Below are 18,595 nucleotides of genomic sequence, written 5' to 3'. Positions count from 1 at the left end.
GACGGAGGCAGGTTTGCACCGGTCCGATCCACCGTGCGACCGGAACAGACTTACTGCTTGCCCAGGCGGCCCCGTAGGAAGAAAGCGATGCCCAGGCAGGCGGCGATCAGTAGCAGATTATATCCCCAGGGTAGTGCGCCGCCGAACACGCCGTACTTCAGGCCGAAGTAGCTGGCGAAGTACACCACGGTCATGAGCAGGAACAGCGTGGGGCTGGGCTTATCCTTTCTAATCGGTTCCATCGGCGTTGGGTAGTGAGTCGCCAGACTGGCGTTGTTGCCGGCGGCGGTAGCCCCACAGGGCCAGCTCGGCCAGCACGACGAAGGCGATTAGGGAGAGCTGCTGCGTCCACGTGAGCTCGTTGTCGAACACCAGGTACTTCACCACGAAGTACAGCAGGATGGGCACCCAGCGGAGGGCGGCGTACAGCTTGTTCTGATGGGCGGGGGTACGATCCATAGTGGCAAAAAAAGAGACCCGGGCGAAAGCGCCCGGGTCCTTATTATACGACTGTGTTGTCCACAGCGTCTCTCATGAAAAATAAACCTATTCGTATCATTAACTACTAGCTAGCTAATGCACCGCCAAGGTAGCGGTATTTCTTTTAACTCCTTCGGACCATTCCCGCGATGCAATACATTTGATTATATTACATATCAGGATACCGGGCTGGAACTACCTGAAGTTGGTACTAGTACGCTAGAGTTATAAATTTAGTTTGTGGTTTAGCATGTTTTACCAAAATTTAACACATTATTTTTTCGTCCCCCCTAAAAAAGCGTCTGTCGCAGCTTCATCCGCTCCCGGTGCTGCTGCACCTGCCGGCGCAACTGCCCAAAATACTGGGCGGCGTACTTGCCGGCTTCCGAATGCAGGGCGCTACCGTGCTCCACCAGATTATCGAACCAGTCCTGCACCTCATCGCACAGCTGCGGATCGGAGGTGGCCACGTAGTTAGGCGTCACCAGGGTGGTGAAAAGGAAGTTGCGCGCTTCGGACTTCACCAGTACGATATTGCTCGTATTGGACAGCTCGTTGTGGTACACCCGCAGGGCCGGGCTCTGGTCCGTAGGCTGCTGCCCCAGGGGGAAGCGCTTGCCCACCCGCACCATGTGCTCGAGGTGATCGATGATCAACAGTAGCTCATCGTACATCTGATAGATGTGTGCCCGGTCGGCAAACCGGCCCACCTGATCCAGGTAGTTGATCTGCCGCAGGGTGATGTCGAGCACACCCACCGACCAAATCTCCCGGGCCGGCACCGTGTAGTGACCACGGATCACCCCCTCTACGATGACGTGCAGGCGGTCGCTGATCAGATCGGGGGAGAACTGCTCCGTCTTCCACTTCTCCAAGTTCCAGCTCGTGATACCGAACATGAATACCTTAAAGCTGCGCAGCATGGGCAGCGACAGCTCATAGTACATCGGCAGCTCCGGAGTAGCGAAGTCGAAGCGCCCGCCGGGTAGTTTCTTCATCTCGTTCAGCCGCTTCTGCAGGTGAATGAAGTGGTCGTACTCGTCGTGGATGAACTCCCGGCTCTCGGGGTAGCGGAGGATGGGTACCTGTGGGCGGTTGTGCTGTGGGATACTGGTATCTACGTCGTAGGTCTGCGCCAGCAGCATGAGCTCGTCGGCCGTCAGCGCAGTATCTCCCCGCAGGCGGCGGTAGACCGCGTCGCGGCCTACGTGCAGTACCTGGGCTACCTCCCGCACCAGTTCGCTACGGGAGGTGAACCGGCGGGTCAGCCGCTCGAAAAAAATCTGCTGATAGCTATCGCTACGGGCATCGGAAATACTTGACATGTGTGTTCGTGTCTACGCCTGCCTAAACTAGTCCAAATCAATCGGTTAGTTTCACTGCGTTATAAAATCTACATACCACCCACTGCGCTAGCTACACAGCGGGCGAACAGCCAGGCACGCTAGAAAAAGAGCGTACCGAAAATAGGCAGAACTAGGATTAAGTGTTTGTTTTTCAAAGTTTTTAAAACAAATTATTTGTTTTAAAGTTAGGAATGTGTTCCTTTGTTGTTAATAGGTGTAACTACATACGTTAGTCAGACACCTACCGGTTTCGTTTTGGCAGGATTTTACAACATTTTGTATACGCGTTTGGCTGCTAGCTGCTAGCGGCGAATTTTATTCTGTACTCACTCCTACTCACAATAACATGTATTCCACTCCCTGCCGGGACGAGGAGGCTGCCCCAGCCTTCCCCTACCCTCCCCTTGCCCCTTACCGGCCTCGCCCCTACTGATCCGGTCGTCGTGCACCTCAATTGCCATACGACCTTCAGCCTGCGCTACGGTACCCTCAGTCCCCGCCAGCTGGTCGAGCGAGCCGCCGCCTGGGGCGTGCAGTGCCTGGCCCTGACGGACAACAACAACACCAGCTGCGCGGTAGAATTCGTCGCTCACTGCAGGGAACTCGGCGTCAAACCCATCCTGGGCATCACCTTCCGGCGCGATACCCAGTGGGTGTATACCGGCCTGGCCCGCAACGCCGAGGGCTGGCACAACCTCTGCAAGTACCTCAGCGATCACTCCCTGGACGATAAGCCCCTGCCCATCGTACCACCGCGGATGGATGATGTCTGGATCATCTACCCCCGTCTGTGCAAGCCCATTGGCGACTTCCGCGACAATGAGCTACTCGGTATCCGCCCCCAGCACGTCAATCGCCTGTTCAGTCACGAGCTGCGCAACTACCAACACAAACTGGTCGTACTGGCCCCGGTAGTGGCCGTGACCGACGATGACTACGCCCTGCACCGCACGCTGCGCGCCATCGACCTCAATACCGTACACACCAAGCTCACCCCCCGCGACCTGGCCGGACGGGGCGACCGCTTGCTGCCGCCCGATACCCTGCTGCAGTTTTACCGTACCTACCCCGCCATCATCCGCAATACCCAGCGGCTGATCGACTCCTGTACTACCGAGTTGGATACCGGCCTGCACATCAACCGCCAGCACTTCACCGGCTCCAAGGAGGGCGACTACTACCTGCTCGAAAAGCTGGCCCTGGCCGGGGCCGCGCGCCGCTACCCGCCCGGCAAACGCTTCCAGCAGGCGCGGCTGCGCACCGAGCGGGAGCTGGCCGTGATCCGCAAGCAGGACTTCTGCCCCTACTTCCTCATCACCTACGATATCGTGCGCTACGCCCGCGCCTCGGGCTACCAGCACGTGGGCCGCGGCTCGGGCGCCAATAGTATCGTCGCCTACTGCATCGGTATCAGCGACGTAGACCCCCTGGAGCTGGACCTGTACTTCGAGCGCTTCATCAATCCCTACCGGGTGAGTCCGCCCGACTTCGATATCGACTTCAGCTGGGACGAGCGCGACGACGTGACCGACTACATCTTCAAGCGCTACGGCCGCGAGCACACCGCCCTACTGGCCACCTATTCCACCTTCCAGGGTCGGGCCGCCCTGCGTGAGGTCGCCAAGGTATACGGCCTACCCAAGGAAGAGATCGACCAGCTCGTGCGCGATCCCCACGGCCGCGCCAGCGCCGACGCCAAGGCCCGTACCGTAGTCGACATCGCCCGCCGCCTCGTAGGCCTGCCCAATCACCTGAGTATTCACGCCGGCGGGGTACTGATCACCGAAAAACCCATCTACTACCACACCGCCCAGCGCATGATGCCCAAGGGCTTCCCGGTGGCCCACGTCGATATGTACCACGCCGAAGACATGGGGCTGCACAAGTACGACGTGCTGAGCCAGCGGGGCCTGGGCCACCTGAAGTCTGCCGCCGATCTCGTGCGCCGGAATCACGGTCGCACCATCGAGCTGGACGATCTGGACACCATCAAGAACGACCCCCGGGTGCGTGCCATGCTCAAGTCGGGCCGGGCCCTGGGCTGCTTCTACATCGAGTCGCCGGCCATGCGGGGCCTACTCACCAAGCTGGGCTGCGACAACTACGTGCACCTGGTGGCCGCCTCCTCGATCATCCGTCCGGGCGTAGCCAAGTCGGGCATGATGAAGGAGTACATCCGCCGCTACCACTTCCCACACAGCTTCGAGTACATCGACCCCGTCTTCGAGGAGCACCTCGGCGAGACCTTCGGCATCATGGTCTACCAGGAAGACGTGATGAAGATCGTGCACCACTTCGCCGGTCTGGACCTGGACGAGAGCGATATCCTGCGCCGCATCATGAGCGGCAAGAAGCACTCCGGCGATACCTTCGCCAACCTGCGGCAGAAGTTTTTTGCGGGCGCGCAGGTGCGGGGCCATTCCCAGGAGACGGCCCAGGAGGTCTGGCGGCAGGTCGAGAGCTTCTCGGGTTACTCCTTCTGCAAGGCGCACTCGGCCAGCTTTGCCGTGGAGAGCTTCCAGAGCCTGTACCTCAAGGCCTACTACCCCCTGGAGTTCATCGCCGGAGTGATCAACAACTTCGGGGGTTTCTACCGTACGGAGTTCTACATCCACGAAGCGCGTATGGCGGGGGCCACCATCCACGCACCCTGCGTCAACCACAGCAGCTACCTGACCGATCTGCGGGGCACCGACCTCTACCTGGGTTTCGTACACCTGAAGGGAGGCTCCGAGCGCCTAGTGCACCAGCTGGTCCTGAACCGGCAGCGGGAGGGGGCCTTCGACGACCTCACCGACTTCTGCGGTCGTGTAGAGGTAGAGAGCAGTCAGCTAGAGCTACTGATCCGTATCGGGGCCTTCCGCTTCACGGGTAAAACCAAGTCCGAGCTACTCTGGGAAAAGAACGCCGTATTCAACCCCCGCCTACAACGGGAGCCCTCCCTGGACCTCTTCGTCCGCGCCGCCCCGGAGCACGACTTCCACCTCGACGATACGCCCAATCACCGTCCGGGCCACCGCCTTAGTTCCGGTCAGTTCGACCAGGCCTTCGACGAGCTGGAACTCCTGAGCTTCCCCCTCTGCTCCCCCTTCTGGCTGGTCACCCCGCCCCCACCTGCGCCTACTGTCCGCACCTGCGTCCCCGCACCCACCCAGCAACAACAGCAACAACAAACGACAAGTGAGCCATCGGTACACGGCGAAGACCCCCCGCCGGGAGCGTGCAACTCCTGGGACCTGCACTGTCCCGAAGACCCTCCCCCACCCCACCCCCTGCAGCATATTCCCGAGGGGGGCAGCATCCACCTACGGGCCTACTTCGTCTGCGACAAGGTCGTACCCACCGTAAAGGGCGACCGCATGAGCTTCGGCTGCTGGATCACCGAGTGTGGCCATTACTTCGATAGCGTACACTTCCCGGATGTATACCAGCGCTACCCCCTGCGCGGCAACGGCGTCTACCGCCTCCGCGGCCGGGTCACCCGCGAGTTCGACTTCCCCGTCCTCGAAGTCCACGAACTCGAACGCCTAGGCTACCTCCGCGACCTCCGCTTCACCGACTAAGTCATCCCCTATGTACCCGCCCCCATCCTAACCTACCGTACCCACTTCACTTCCCACACCTACCCACCTCCCACACCCGCCTTAACCCCTTAACCCCCTTACCCCTTAACCCCTTGACCCCCCTGCCCCATGTACCAACGAGCCATCCTACACCTGGATATGGACGCCTTTTTCGCCTCCGTAGAAATTAAGAAGAACAGTGCCTTTGCGGGCCTCCCCTTACTGGTGGGCGGCAGTGGCGGTCGCGGCGTAGTCACCTCCTGCAGCTACGAGGCGCGCCGCTTCGGCATCCACGCCGGTATGCCGATGGCGATCGCGCTGCGGCGCTGTCCGGATGCCCGCACCGTGCGGGGCGACTACGAGAGCTACGAGCAGCATTCGGCTATGGTGACCGACATCATCGGGGAGGAAGGGCCGGTATTCGAAAAGGCGTCCATCGATGAGTTCTACGTGGATATGACCGGGATGGACCGCCACGTGGGCTGCGTGAAGTGGAGCGGCGAGTTGCGGCAGCGCATCATGCGGGAGACGGGCCTGCCGATCTCCGCCGGGCTGGCCACCAATAAACTGGTCTCGAAGGTGCGCGCCGGAGAAGCTAAGCCCAACGGCTCCGGCTGGGTGGCCGAGGGGGCCGAGCGGACCTTCCTCTCTCCCCTACCCGTACGCAAGATCCCCAGCATCGGGGCGGTGACCGCCCGCAAGCTCAGTCTGATGGGGATCCGTCGGGCGGGTACGCTCAGTCAGGTACCGGTGCCCCTGCTGGAGCGGGAATTCGGGCGGATGGGCCGCGAGTTTCACCGCCGCGCCAATGGCATCGACCACCGCCCCGTGGTGCCCTACAGCGAGCGCAAGTCGTTTTCCAGCGAGTCGACCTTCCAGTCTGATACCATCGACGTACAGTTCCTGCTGCGCAAGCTCCGCCACCTGACCGCCCAGCTGGCCTTCGATCTGCGCAAGGCCGGTAAGCTCACCGCCCGGGTCACGGTCAAGATCCGCTACACTGATTTCAATACCTACACCCGCGCCCGCCGCATCGACTACACGGCCCACGACCAGCAGCTGCTGCCCCTGGCCGAGACGCTCTTCCGTGATCTGTTCACCCGCCGGCAGTGCATCCGGCTGATCGGGGTACGCTTCGACCTGCTGGCCGCCGGGCATACCCAGCTCGACCTGTTTAATGACACCCAGGAAAACAGCAGGCTCCTGCTGGCGATGGATCGGGTACGTAAGCGGTTCGGCAAAGACGCCATCGCTACGGCCTGATCGTCGTCCGGGTCACCGCAGCATGACCCGCCCTACGTGCTGCCGCCCCGCGATCGACGTGGTGAGCGCGTACACGCCCGCCGGGAACCTACTCAGGTCGAAGCTGCGCTGTCCGGGTGTACCAGTGAGTAGCAGTCGGCCAAAACTATCGTACAGGTACGTACGCCCGATCTGAAGTGCGGGCGGTGCTACGAGGCGGAAGGTGCCGGTAGTAGGGTTCGGCGCTAGGGCGACCGTTAGCGGTTCAGGTTCCGTACGTACCGGGGTAGTTGTCTCGACGGCTCCATCCAGCCAGGCCATGCGATCATCGATCCACCCCTCCAGGTAGTTGAGCTCACTGGCATAGTCGGCACCGACAAAGGCGTTGGGCCATACCCGGGTGCCCAGCACGGGCCAGCGTACGAAGTTGCGCTCGGCGGCACCGCCCAGTTCGGTGACCAGACTATCCACCACTGCATCGATCCGGGTATCGCTCAGGGGGCCAGCGCGCAGCTCCTCCCAGCGGGCGCGCAGCAGGGCGCGAAAGTAGGGGTCCTTCAGCAGGCGCTTCCACCAGAAGGGTATTAGCCAGCGATCGCCGGAGCAGCGGCTGTTGAATTCATACTGCCATCCGGCGGTATTGTCCCCCTCACAGTAGTCGGCATTACCGAAGCCGAGGTTGAAGTCCCACACCGGCCCCATATGGAGCTTACCCCCCTTACTGTCTTTTTCCTTGTACATCCAGCTGCTGAGCCGGTAGCCGTCTACGTTGCGCGTCACCTCATTGATGATCAGGAAGTCGACGAAACTCTGCACATCGATCAGCGGTCGGTAGCCGGCTTCCGGGTCCGTGAAGTCATCGCCGGCCAGCCGGTCCTCGAAGTCATACATGAAGTCCTGGATGTACCGGCGCTGTGCGGCCGTGATATCCTCCGCCTTGGGGTAGTCGTAGAGCATACGCACTTCCTCACCGGCCGTCACGGCGGAGCCGTACTTCGAGGTGAACAGCAGGGGGGTACCACCGGCTGCGGTCTCCCCCGTTTCCTTATCGAACTTTAGCAGATACCCCCCGGTAAGCTGCTCGCCGCTGTTGTCGTCTTCGGTGAGCTTACTTACGTCCACGCGGTTCTTATCGCGCTTGATCTTTTCGGTAAGCAGGTATACGCCCAGGTAGTCGCCGTTGATCAGTACTTCCACCAGGCGGGTGCGCGGGGCGTACTCCATGATCTCGCCCGCCAGCCGGTACGTGAGGGCATTGCGGATCAGGCTCTTGTCGCTGTAGGGGTTGTGCAGTACCCAATCCTCTTCCTCGGGCAGTCCCAGTAGGGCTACGTCCAGGCCCTTACCGTCCGCATCGCGGGTCTCGAAGCCGAAGCCTTTTTTGGGAAACAGGGTCTGTGACGTGCTACCCCGTAGCTCGATTCCCACCAAGCCTACATACCCCGTGGGAGCATCCCCGGGGCGGTTCGGCGTACCGTCCGCGTGGTCGATCACCGACAGCCGCGCGGTCACCTTGGGGTCGTCCACGATCTCGCGCCCCTCGGTGTCGATCAGGAGCAGGGGCAGACTGGAACTAAAGTTTGCCTGCGCCACACCCAGCACGGGAAACAGTAAGAGGGCGACGAGCCGAAGCATAGTACGTGAGTTTCGCCGCAAGATATACGGTAGCCCCTGTCAGCGCATAGCGCAAGCCTTGCAGAACCGGACTTAAGTCCCCCGCGGGATAAGCGTAGTAGGAAATACCACCACACTCTCGTTGCCATCTACCCCTACCGCCGACACGCCGAAGAAATAATTGTCCACTACAATGTTCTCCAGGGTATAGTCGAGTTGTCCGGCGGGCACGAAGCGTTTGTGCGTCCACTGCGGGGCCGTCGTCAGCCGCCAGTGCACGTAGTAGCCGGCGATCGGGGTGTCCGTTTCGGGGGCCTCCCAGCGCAGGCGGGTGCTGGGCTCGACAGCTCCTCCGATCATCACCAGGGGCGGGGCCGCGGGTGCGAAGGCCAGTCCGGCCAGCGTGATGGCGTTGACGCCGGTCAGCTTAGCGGCGTAGGGGAAGTTGACGTGCTCCAGCCGATCCCCGTAGGCGATGCCGTCTTCGGTACGGATGTCCTGGTGCTGCTGGGTGTAGTTCTCGTGGGTTTCCATGATGCGCACACCGGGAAAGCCGGCATCGTTGAAGGGCCGGTGGTGCCCTCCCCGGCCGAAGCGGTCCAGACGGTAGATCATCATCGGCTCCAGGTTCGTAGCGTACTGCCGGGTCTGCCGCTCGATGTAGCGGGCCAGTTGCCGGCTTGGGCCATCGACCTCTCCACCGAAGAAGCGGCGGTAAATATTCTTGCGCTCGTCCGTCACGTCATCCGGGTAGTAGGGCTCGGAGAAGATGCGGAAGCTGGTATTGTCCGTCACCCCATCCACGCCGGTGATGTTACCGATCATGTCGTTGTTGAGGGTGCCGGTGAGGTTCCAGCCCTTTTCCTTTACCCAGTCGGCCATCCCCTTACCACCGAAGAGCCCCTGCTCCTCGCCACTCAGGCCCACGTAGAGAATGGAACCCGCAAACTCATACTGCGTAAGTACCCGCGCAGCCTCCAGGGCACCGGCCATACCGCTGGCATTATCGTTGGCGCCCGGACTATCGCTCGTACCGTCCAGCGGATCGCTCACCCGGTTGTCGATATCTCCGCTCATCATCACGAAGCGGTTCGGGTCGCGGGTGCCGCGCTGCACGGCGATCACGTTGACGACCCAGGTGTCTTCCTTGATCCGGCTCTCAGGGTCTCCCTCCACCAGGTTGCGCTGATACATCACTTCCAGACACCCCCCACAGGCCGCACCGATGCGCTCGAACTCCGCAAAGATCCAGCGCCGGGCCGCGCCGATACCGCGGGTTTCACTGACCGTATCGCTCAGCGTATGCCGCGTACCGAAGTTGACGAGCGTGGTGATGTCCGCCTCGAGCCGCGCCGGATCGGCCGCGTCGGCAATGTCGTAGAGCCGGGGGTCGGCGGCGGGCGGTGGGGAGGTCATATCCTGTGCGCACAGCGCGAGGTCAGAAATTAGGATAGCAAACAGCAAGGGGTAGCGGTACATAGTAGCGGATGGGTTCTGGGCTACAATGTACTGTTTAGTCACACGGGGCGCGCTGCCTGGATAACGAATGGCTTACTCCTCATCCTCCGCCTTCCGGCAGAGAAGGGGCAGTACCCCGTCGTACCAGTCGATCAGGGCAATTTCTTTAGCCAGTCGCAGGTCCTCACACGCTCCGGGGAGTTGGTTATCGTCCAGCCGGGCCTGTCCGCGGAGGATGCGGAAGCGGCCATCACGGGGAAAGAGCGCTACGGCAGAATCCATCTTGCTCAGGCCCTGCGCCATAGTGGTGCTGTCGCTGACCAGCAGCTGAGCTTCCTGCATGATACCCAGCGCACGGCCGTAGTCCTCGACCACGTAGGCACAGCCCGGATCGGTAGGGGTGAAGTTGAAGGACACGTCGTAGGCACTGGCCACCTTGCGGCCCTCGTACTCCGCGGCGATCCACTTGCCGAAGGAGCCGGTAGCCGCGTCGATGGCCTTGGAGGTAAACGGAACCCCCAGGTCGTTATAGTCGATGATGTCGTTGACGCGCACCAGCCCGTTGGGCTGGATGATGAGTTGGATGTCGAGCTGACCGGTCGCGCAGCTGTCCTGCGCAATGTCGGGATAGGTGATCTTCTCGTCGAAGTAGGCTACGATATCGCCGCCACTGCCCGTGAAGGTGGCGGCCTTGGTCAGATCGGTATATACCGTATCGCGGCCGAGTACGACGTACGGCTTGGGGTCTTCCAGACGGAAGCGAACGGGGAGTACCACACGGAAGCGCACCGCCGTGCTATCCTTGAAGGCGGGCCGCCAGAGCACCTCACGCTGCATGGCAGCTAGCGCACGCAGGGCCGACTGACCGAGCCCACCACCGGGATCCCGCAGGATCTCGGGCCGGTTGACCAGACCGTTGCGCTCTACAATAAAGGCTACCACCGCGGTGCCGCTGATGCCCTCCTCCCGCGCTTCCGCCGGGTAGATCGCCCGCTGGTAGATGTAGTCCAGCAAAAAGCGCTGGGCACATTCCGCCTTGGCGACCGCCGTGGTATCATAGCGCTCGCAGGGGCTGGGAAAACGCGCCGCCTCGTCCGCAAAACTGTAGATCGTGGTATCACCCAGCGACGCAGCGGGAGCCGGGGGGGCTAGAGTATCCACGGGGGTGTCCTGCCCCAGGACGAACAGGGGAAGGAAGAGTAGAAGGAGGAGCAATACTTTCATACGGTGCGCTTAAAGAGGGGGCAAGCTACTTAGGCTGCAGGGCATTAAACTTGATATTGGGCGCGATGGAGCTTAAGGTATAGTTAAAGCGCTTGGAAATCACTACCCGGTCATACGGTGAGTAGAGGAAGATCATGGGCTGATTGGCGTAGATGATCTCCTGAAACCGGCGGTACAGAGCGGCGCGCTTGGTATCGTCCGTCAGGGTGGCGATCTGGCGAATGATGCGATCCGCCTCCGCATTCTCGAAGTTGCCGCGGTTAGTACCGATGGGAGGCACCGACGAAGAGAGCCATACCTGCGCAAAGTCGTCCGGAGTGGGCTCGAATCCCTGTCCGTAAAAAGATGCCGTAAACGCCCCGGCGTCGAGGGTAGACAGCAGGGAGCGTGGCTCCCGCTTCACCACCTGGATCTCCACCCCCACCTTACGGGCGCCCTCGGCGACCAGCAGGGTCACGGCTTCACTGTCGGGCGTGGGGTAAGAAAGCAGCTGAAAACTAAGCTCCCTGCGCTGTCCGTCGATAAGCTTATCTACGGTACCGTCGCCATTGGTATCGACCCACCCGGCCTCGCGCAGGAGCCGGGTCGCCTTGTCCAGGTCGTAGTCCACGAAGGGGAGCTGGCTGTTATAGTATGACTTATTGGGGAGTACCGGCCCTACGACCCGTCGGGCCAGTCCCAGCAGTAGCTGCTCGATAAGCTGATCCACGTCCACCGTATGGGCCAGGGCACGCCGCACCCGCGAGTCCGCGACCAGTGGATCGTCCTGATTAAACAAGATCGAGGCGTACTTGAAGCCCGGAATGTTGACAAAATCGTAATACTGCGTCAGGTAGGGATCGTCACGCAGCTGCTGAAACTCCTCCACCGGCATGTCGATCATCACGTCCAGGGACAGATCTCGAAGGGCATTAATGGCAGTCGTATGGTCGGGGATGATGACGTACCTAAGCTCATCGGGGACAGCCGTGAGGTGTGCGGCTTCCCGGTCACCGGCCCAGTAGTCATCCCGTCGCTGCAGCCGGAGGTACTGTCCGTCCACCCACTCCAGCAGGCGGTACGGCCCGCTACCCACGATGCGCTCCGGCTCGTAGCCCAGGGCCGGATCGTTAAAGGCGGCGGCGAACTGCCGCAGTTTCACGTTCTCCTGCGCCAGCCGCTCGGCACTGCCTGGATCGGTCAGTGCGGGCAGGGGGATATCCCGTAGCAGCCCCTCCGGATCGTAAGCATATTCGGGATAGATATAAAGGTCACCGATCGCCTGGGCGGCCAGGATGTAGGACCGCTGGGTCACTACGCGGAAGGTGCGCGGGTCGTCGGGGGCAGGCACCACGTCCCGCACCATCTCGTAGTAAGGGCGGTAGGGACCGGAGGCGACCAGCGGATTCATGAGGGCCTTCAGACTGAAAACAACGTCTGCGGCGGTGACCGCCGTGCCGTTCGGCCAGGTAGCCAGGGAGTCGATCGTATAACGGTAGGCCGTGCCCCCTTCCGGATTGCTCTCGATGATGGGCGTGGAGGCCAGCAGGGGGATGAGCTCGAAGGTCAGTGGGTCCTGTTCGTTCAGGGTCTGAAACACCTGCTCGGAGACGTAGCGCGAGATATTCTGTACGCTGAGAATGGGGTTGATGCCCACCGGCTCGGCCTTGATACAGATCCGCACTTCCGTAGCGGGGGCAGCGGCCGTGCTTCCCAGCGTGGACTCGCTACGCTCCGGTCCACTTCCGGTACAGCCGAACAACCCATATAGGGCGGTGGTCAGCGTAAGTACACGCAGTGTCATGAGGGTTAGATGGATAACAGAAGCTCTTGCAGCGAAGGTATCTATTTTTTGGGTGATCTCAGCACCACGCACGGGCAGCGCCCGGCTACCGCCGGGCGCTGCTAACGTCTTGTCTACGTGTGCACTGTAGGTTCGTCGTGACCGTTGTGTTCAGCGGCCCTGCCGTTTGCCGGTGCCGCCTCCTTACGCACCAGCCCGTCGGGCAGGCTCATGCCGCTCTGCTTCAGGAAGTCGTTGAGCTGCGGTACCATCCCGTACAGGCCCTGCACGAAATTGCCTACCCCCTGTCCGTTGCCACTGTCGTACACGACTACCTTATCGATGTCCACGTCCTTGATGGCATCGGTCTGGATACGGGTCAGCTCGGCCAGTTTGTCGAGCATCAGGTAGTTGATGGCGCTCTGGGAGTCACCTCCTGCGGCGGTGACCAGCTTCTGGAAGCCTTCGGCCTGTTTGCGCAGCAGCTCTTCCATACCCTGGGCCTCGGCCTGGTACTTAAGCAGCGCGGCGTCGGCTTCACCGCGCGCGATCTCGCGCCGCTTTTCGGCCTCGGCCTGGGCGGCGATGATAGCCTTCTGCTTGTCGATGTTGGCTACCACCACCTGTTCGGCTTCCATGCGGGCCTGTTCGGTGGCCGCGCGGGCCAGTTCCGCGTCGCGCTCGGCCTTGTAGGCTTCCTCCCGGGCGTTGGCCTCAGCCACCTTGCGGGCGGCTTCGGCGCGGCGGCGGGCCTCGGCCATGGCCACATCGCGGGCGGCGTTACTCTCGGCAATCTTGATCTCGGAAGTATTTTTACCCTCCGTGGCTTCGGCCCGGGCGGCGGCCTCCCCGATCTGGGCGGTACTCTCGGCCTCCGATACCTTCACGCGGCGTTCGCGCTGGGCCTCGGCCTCCCCGATCTCCGCGCGGCTGTTGGCGGCTGCGATCTGAATGCGCTGGCTCTGTAGGGCGGCGGCCTCTCCAATCTCGGCCCGGCTATTAGCATCCGCTACCTTCGAGCGCTGATCTTGCTGCGCTTCGGCCTCGCCAATGCTACCGGTGCGTAGCTCATTGGCCACCTTGATCTTGGCATCGTTGATGGCCTTGGCGGCCGCTTCCTGGCCCAGCGCTTTGATGTAGCCAGATTCATCCTGGATATCGGTCACGTTCACGTTGATCAGTTCCAGACCGATCTTGTGCAGCTCCTCGCCGACGTTGCGGTACACACTTTCCACGAATTTGTCGCGGTCGATGTTCAATTCTTCGATGTCCATATTGGCGATCACCAGGCGCATCTGCCCCATGATGATGTCGTGGCTCAGGTTCGAAATGCTGGAGCGATCCAGGGCCAGCAGGCGCTCGGCGGCGGCCAGCATCAGGTGCGGCTTGTTGCTGATGCCTACGGTAAACTGCGCCGGTACGCTCACGCGGATGTTCTGCTTCGAAAGCGCATCCTGCAGGTTCACGTCGATGGATAGCGGCGTCAGGTCCAGGTACTGATAATCCTGTATCACGGGCCACACAAAGGTGCCGCCCCCCGCATAACACTTCGCCGAGGCATCACTGCCCGTACGTCCGTAGACGACCAGGATCTTGTCGGAGGGGCAGCGCTTGTACCGGCTTACCAGCCAAAAGACGAATAAGAGAAGTACACCGAGTATCGCGCCCGGGATCATTAAGAGTTCCATGATAAAATAATTTAGGGGTGTATGTGGGTATGAGGTATACGTGCGGGCGGAGCACCGCAGGTGCGAAGTTTAGGTCGTGGGCTGTGGACTGACCAGCAGAATTCCATCCACCCCCAGTTCATCCACCAGAATAGGTGTGCCGGTAGCGATCTCTTCTCCAGCGGCACTGCGCGCTTTGAATTCGCGCATGCCTCCCCGGACACTGACGCGGACGATGCCCTCTCCAGTAGCCGGAATGCGTAGGTAGACCTGCCCCGGCTGCAGTAGTGCGTCGTCCACCGTCCAGTTCACGTTCTCCTCCTGCTGGAGTAGCGTCCAGACTACCCACTTCATCAGGTAGACCGCCACCGCACCTGCGGCCACGCCACTTACAACGGCCAGTACCGGATTAGTCGACGACAGGAGAATGAGCTTTGCCGTCCACGATCCGATGGAGAGAAAGGTGAGCCCCCCCTTCACTACTCCGACGTCCATCCCACCCGCGGCATCGGTGTCCGAATCCAGGTCCAGATCGAAGTCCAGCTCCAATCCGCCGATAATGCCGAGCAGAAGCAGCAGGACCAGCAGGCCGCCGCAGATGATGGAAATATAGGTGAGTACAAGGATCATCGGCCAATCAATTTAATACATATTTAACGTTCGGCCCGGGGGGCATCGTTTTATTACGCCAGTGAGATTGGTCGAGGGGTCCGGCTCCTTGGTCGAGGATCGTTATACTAAAACGGCCCGAATGACCGCAGTAGGATCATTCGGGCCGCCGATACGCTAGGGGTGAGATGCTTTAGCGGGAAGCCTGTCCCCGCACGAACTCCAGGGTGCTGATCGCGCCCATTACCGCCTCCGGACTCTTCGAGTCCGCCGCAAAGCGCAGAAAGACGGGCTGCTCACCCGACGTACTGACCGACACCGGGATGTCCACCTGATTCGCACCGTAAGTAGATACTCCCTGACTGAGCGTAGCCTGGCCGATCACTTCCCCATTACGGGGATCGCCGGAGACAAGCTCGATGGTTCCGCCCGAGGTTACGTTAGGGACGAGCATCACCTCGGCCCGGATGGTACTGATACCGGACAGGTCCATCGCACCGTAGGATACCCAGCTATCGTTAGTAGCTACCAGTATGTCAGCGTCCTCGTCACTGAGGGGATTGTCCTTTGCCTCGACGTGGTACGCCATAACCCGCTGACCGTCCGTAAACTTATGGGCGGCGACCTTGGGTGACCGGAGTACGACCACGTCGGTAGTAGTGAGGCGGGGCAAATTGCCCTCCGCGCCCTTATCCGTATAGCTGGCCTGCAGGTAGTAGCGGCCGGGCACGCCGGTGCGGTGCTTATCCAGGGCGATGCTACCCTTTGCCGGACGGCTTTGCGCATTGGGTGCGGGGCCCGCCAGGGAGAGAATGTAGTCGGCCATCTGTTTGGCTTCGGATTCGGGCAGGTCCGGGTGGGCGCTCATATTTTGCTCGCCCCAGACGCCGTGTCCACCGCTGATGATCTTACCGGCCAGGTAGTCCGTAGCGGCGGGGTCTTTGCGGTAGCGGTCGGCGACGGCCTGGTAGCTCGGTCCGATGCTCGCTTCGGCCTCCATGTGGCAGCCGGCACAGTCGCTGCCCGCGATGAGCTCCTTACCGATCGCGAAGGCGGTATTCGCTCCGGCGACCTGGTGGCCGCGGGCGATCTGTACGAGGTCTTCCCCCTCCAGGTAGTCTACCGTTACGGTCACTGCCTTGGGGTCGATACCGGCGGCCAGGCTACCGTCTTCTGAGTCCGACACGTTCACGCTGTAGTCCAGCTGCTCGCCCGGAAAATAAAAGGAGCGGTTGCCGGACATCGCGATCTGCACCTCCGGTACGCTGTTGCCTACGATCACTTCATGGTCCGTGCTGCTTACGTTGCCTTGCCCGTCGTCGATACTGGCGGTGAGGGTATGCGTACCCTTTTCCGTGATCTGGTAGTCGAGCTGCTTGCCGGTAGCAATTTGCTCGCCGTCGAGCATCCAGGTTACGCTGATGGGATCACCGTCGTAGTCTACACTCTTACTTGCATCGGCCTGCAGCTGGAAGGGAGCTGCTCCGATAGCGGCGATCACCTCTACGGCGGGCACCGGTGGGCGGTTGCCACCATTGTATTTGATGCGCAGTAGGCGGGCATCGGTATTGCGACTAAACCACTTGCGGCCGTACTCGATCACGTAGAGGCTACCGTCGGGACCGAAGAGCATATCCATCGGGTGCCGCAGATCCGTACTGGGCAGGAAGGGCTCGAATTCGGTGACGTAGCCGGTCTCGTCCAGCGTAGCGGCCATAATGTGGTCCCGCATCCAGTCGTAGAAGAAGAACTTTTCGTCGTAGTAGGCGGGAAACTTGACCTCGCTATCGCCAAAGTCAGCCTGGTAGTACACCGGTCCGGCCATAGCATTGCGCCCACCCTCCCCCAGGCTGGGAAATTCCTCGCTCGTCGCATAGGGGTAATAGATCATGGCGGGCTGCGCTGGAGGAAGCTCCCGTGCCCCGGTGTTGTACTTGCTGTCATTGATGGGCGCTGCCGGATCAAAGGCTGCGCCGAGCGTACCGTCGGCAAAGTCGCGCCGGTGGTAGGGCTTATTGTCCCCGATGAACAGGGGCCAGCCGAAGTAGCCCGCCTGGCGGGCTACGTTGACCTCATCGTGTCCGCGTGGCCCCATACCGGTGCTGTCCTCTCCGGCATCCGGACCCACGTCTCCCCAGTATACATTACCGTTGTGCTGATCTACGTGGATGCGAAATGGATTGCGCATCCCCATGGCATAGATCTCTGGCCGACCGACCGATGCGTCCGTAAAGAGGTTCCCCTCGGGGATGGTGTAGCTACCGTCTTCCTCGACGCGAATGCGGACGATACCGCCCCGCAGGTCCATGGTGTTGGAGGATGACCGGCGGGCATCGTAGTTGGGCTCTTCCCGGCTGTCGTCGATGGGTGAGTACCCGTCGGACTCGAAGGGATTGGTGTTGTCCCCGATGGATAAATGTAGCAACCCACTACCCCCAAACTCAACACTGCCGCCGGAGTGGCAGCAGCGGTTGCGATCAGTGGGTACGTCGAGGATGACTTGTTCGGACGATTCATCCAGGGAGTTGTTGGCGAATTTGAAGCGCGACAATCGGTTAACGGATTCCTCCCCATTCGGACTATAGTAAAGATACAGCCAGTGGTTGGTCTTGAAGTCGGGATCCAGCGCCAGGCCGAGCATGCCGTCTTCGAACTCCGTCCATACGTCCATGGTGTGTACCTCGGCTACGGCGTCGAAGTCCGGATCGTAGACCTTGATGGGGCCCTTACGCTCGATCCAGATGGGGCGGCCGTCCGGTAACAACTCCAGCTCCATCGGCTCATTCATGCCGGACACCAGGGTCTCTACCGGAAAGCGGTTCTCCTCCGGGGTGGACTTCACCGCAGCGTAGCTCACCGGCTTATTCTCGCCGAACAGGTAGGTCAGTGCGCCACTGATGTGCTTGACAAAGTCGGGCTCTACGTACGATTCGTTGGTGTGGCCGAGACCGGTGTAAAACATGCGACCGTTACTGATGGGCTTGTACCAGGCGATGGGGTGTACCTCACCGTTCTCGCCGCCCTCGTAGGTACTTTCATCTACCCGCATGAGGGTAGTAAAGTCATCCTTGATGCTCTTGTAGTTGTACCACTCGTCGTTTCTCACCCAGGTATCGTCCAGGAATTCGGTGGCGGGGTGGTTGTGGTTGTCTACCAGAATGGTCGCCTGGGGCTGACCGCTCGGGTGGCTCTGGAAATAGGCTCCCACCAGCTCATTGTACCAGGGCCAGTCGTACTCGGTGTCAGCGGCGGCGTGTATACCCATCCAGCTACCACCGGCTTCCATGAAGCGCTCCAGCTCACGCTGCTGCCCCTCGTCGAGGATGTCGCCGGTAGTGCTCAAAAACACCACCACATTGTACTTGCTGAGATCGTCCTGATTGAATACGGAGGCGTCTTCCGAGAAGTCGACGGAGAAATTCTCCGTCTCGGCCAGCTTGCGGAACATGTCCTGGCCCGCTCCGATGGATTCATGCCTAAACCCCGCTGTTTTAGAGAAGACCAGCACACTGCGGGTGTCCGCCCCGCCCCCGCAGCCGAAGGCGAGAAACAGGATAACCCCTAGAATGAAAAGCACGACAGCTGGCTGGAGTGGCTGAGCGGTGTTATTCGTCATAGTATTTTCGGTAT

General features: G+C 60.9%; 12 protein-coding genes. 2 read left to right on the top strand and 10 right to left on the bottom strand.

The window, feature by feature from the left end; translation table 11 throughout:
* Nucleotides 1-50 precede the first annotated feature (50 nt).
* The 3 genes from MJQ68_RS04705 to MJQ68_RS04695 all read right to left on the bottom strand — a co-directional run bounded on the left by MJQ68_RS04705 (nucleotide 51) and on the right by MJQ68_RS04695 (nucleotide 1,805).
* A complete protein-coding gene (locus tag MJQ68_RS04705) occupies nucleotides 51-242 on the bottom strand; it encodes a hypothetical protein (protein ID WP_238749855.1) in 192 nt (63 codons plus the stop codon).
* Entirely contained in the window at nucleotides 229-459 is a 231-nt protein-coding gene (locus tag MJQ68_RS04700; protein WP_238749854.1) for a hypothetical protein, read from the bottom strand. The genes MJQ68_RS04705 and MJQ68_RS04700 overlap by 14 nt, the downstream gene beginning before the upstream one ends.
* Before the next feature lie 311 nt (nucleotides 460-770).
* Nucleotides 771-1,805 (bottom strand): hypothetical protein, encoded by a 1,035-nt coding sequence (locus MJQ68_RS04695; protein ID WP_238749852.1) that lies wholly within the window; start codon nucleotides 1,803-1,805, stop codon nucleotides 771-773.
* 425 nt (nucleotides 1,806-2,230) lie between these two features.
* Here MJQ68_RS04695 and MJQ68_RS04690 point away from each other — a divergent pair, with 425 nt between their 5' ends.
* The gene (locus MJQ68_RS04690) at nucleotides 2,231-5,389 is read left to right on the top strand and encodes a DNA polymerase III subunit alpha (protein WP_238749850.1); all 3,159 of its coding nucleotides are present in this window, start codon (nucleotides 2,231-2,233) and stop codon (nucleotides 5,387-5,389) included.
* A gap of 129 nt (nucleotides 5,390-5,518) precedes the next feature.
* Nucleotides 5,519-6,652 (top strand): DNA polymerase IV, encoded by a 1,134-nt coding sequence (dinB, locus tag MJQ68_RS04685; protein ID WP_238749848.1) that lies wholly within the window; start codon nucleotides 5,519-5,521, stop codon nucleotides 6,650-6,652.
* A gap of 12 nt (nucleotides 6,653-6,664) precedes the next feature.
* Here the strand turns inward: dinB and MJQ68_RS04680 are convergent, their stop codons facing one another.
* From MJQ68_RS04680 to MJQ68_RS04650, 7 genes are all read right to left on the bottom strand, one after another.
* On the bottom strand, nucleotides 6,665-8,266 hold the full coding sequence (locus MJQ68_RS04680; RefSeq protein ID WP_238749846.1) for a CotH kinase family protein: 1,602 nt from the start codon (nucleotides 8,264-8,266) through the stop codon (nucleotides 6,665-6,667).
* A 72-nt stretch (nucleotides 8,267-8,338) separates the two neighbouring features.
* Nucleotides 8,339-9,661, bottom strand: a complete 1,323-nt coding sequence (locus MJQ68_RS04675; protein ID WP_406612753.1) for a M28 family metallopeptidase — start codon at nucleotides 9,659-9,661, stop codon at nucleotides 8,339-8,341.
* A gap of 135 nt (nucleotides 9,662-9,796) precedes the next feature.
* Nucleotides 9,797-10,927, bottom strand: a complete 1,131-nt coding sequence (locus MJQ68_RS04670) for an energy transducer TonB (RefSeq protein ID WP_238749844.1) — start codon at nucleotides 10,925-10,927, stop codon at nucleotides 9,797-9,799.
* Nucleotides 10,928-10,952: 25 nt separating this feature from the next.
* Nucleotides 10,953-12,710, bottom strand: a complete 1,758-nt coding sequence (locus MJQ68_RS04665) for an ABC transporter substrate-binding protein (RefSeq protein WP_238749842.1) — start codon at nucleotides 12,708-12,710, stop codon at nucleotides 10,953-10,955.
* Nucleotides 12,711-12,823: 113 nt separating this feature from the next.
* Nucleotides 12,824-14,377: a flotillin family protein gene (locus MJQ68_RS04660; protein WP_238749841.1), complete on the bottom strand. Its 1,554-nt coding sequence runs from the start codon at nucleotides 14,375-14,377 to the stop codon at nucleotides 12,824-12,826.
* A 69-nt stretch (nucleotides 14,378-14,446) separates the two neighbouring features.
* Entirely contained in the window at nucleotides 14,447-14,986 is a 540-nt protein-coding gene (locus MJQ68_RS04655; RefSeq protein ID WP_238749839.1) for a hypothetical protein, read from the bottom strand.
* 172 nt (nucleotides 14,987-15,158) lie between these two features.
* On the bottom strand, nucleotides 15,159-18,581 hold the full coding sequence (locus tag MJQ68_RS04650) for a ThuA domain-containing protein (protein ID WP_238749838.1): 3,423 nt from the start codon (nucleotides 18,579-18,581) through the stop codon (nucleotides 15,159-15,161).
* Nucleotides 18,582-18,595 lie beyond the last annotated feature (14 nt).

The sequence above is a fragment of the Neolewinella maritima genome (assembly GCF_923081025.1).
Taxonomy (GTDB): domain Bacteria; phylum Bacteroidota; class Bacteroidia; order Chitinophagales; family Saprospiraceae; genus Neolewinella; species Neolewinella maritima.
The sequence above is the reverse complement of the archived record's forward strand: the minus strand, read 5'-3'. Positions and strand labels throughout refer to the sequence as shown.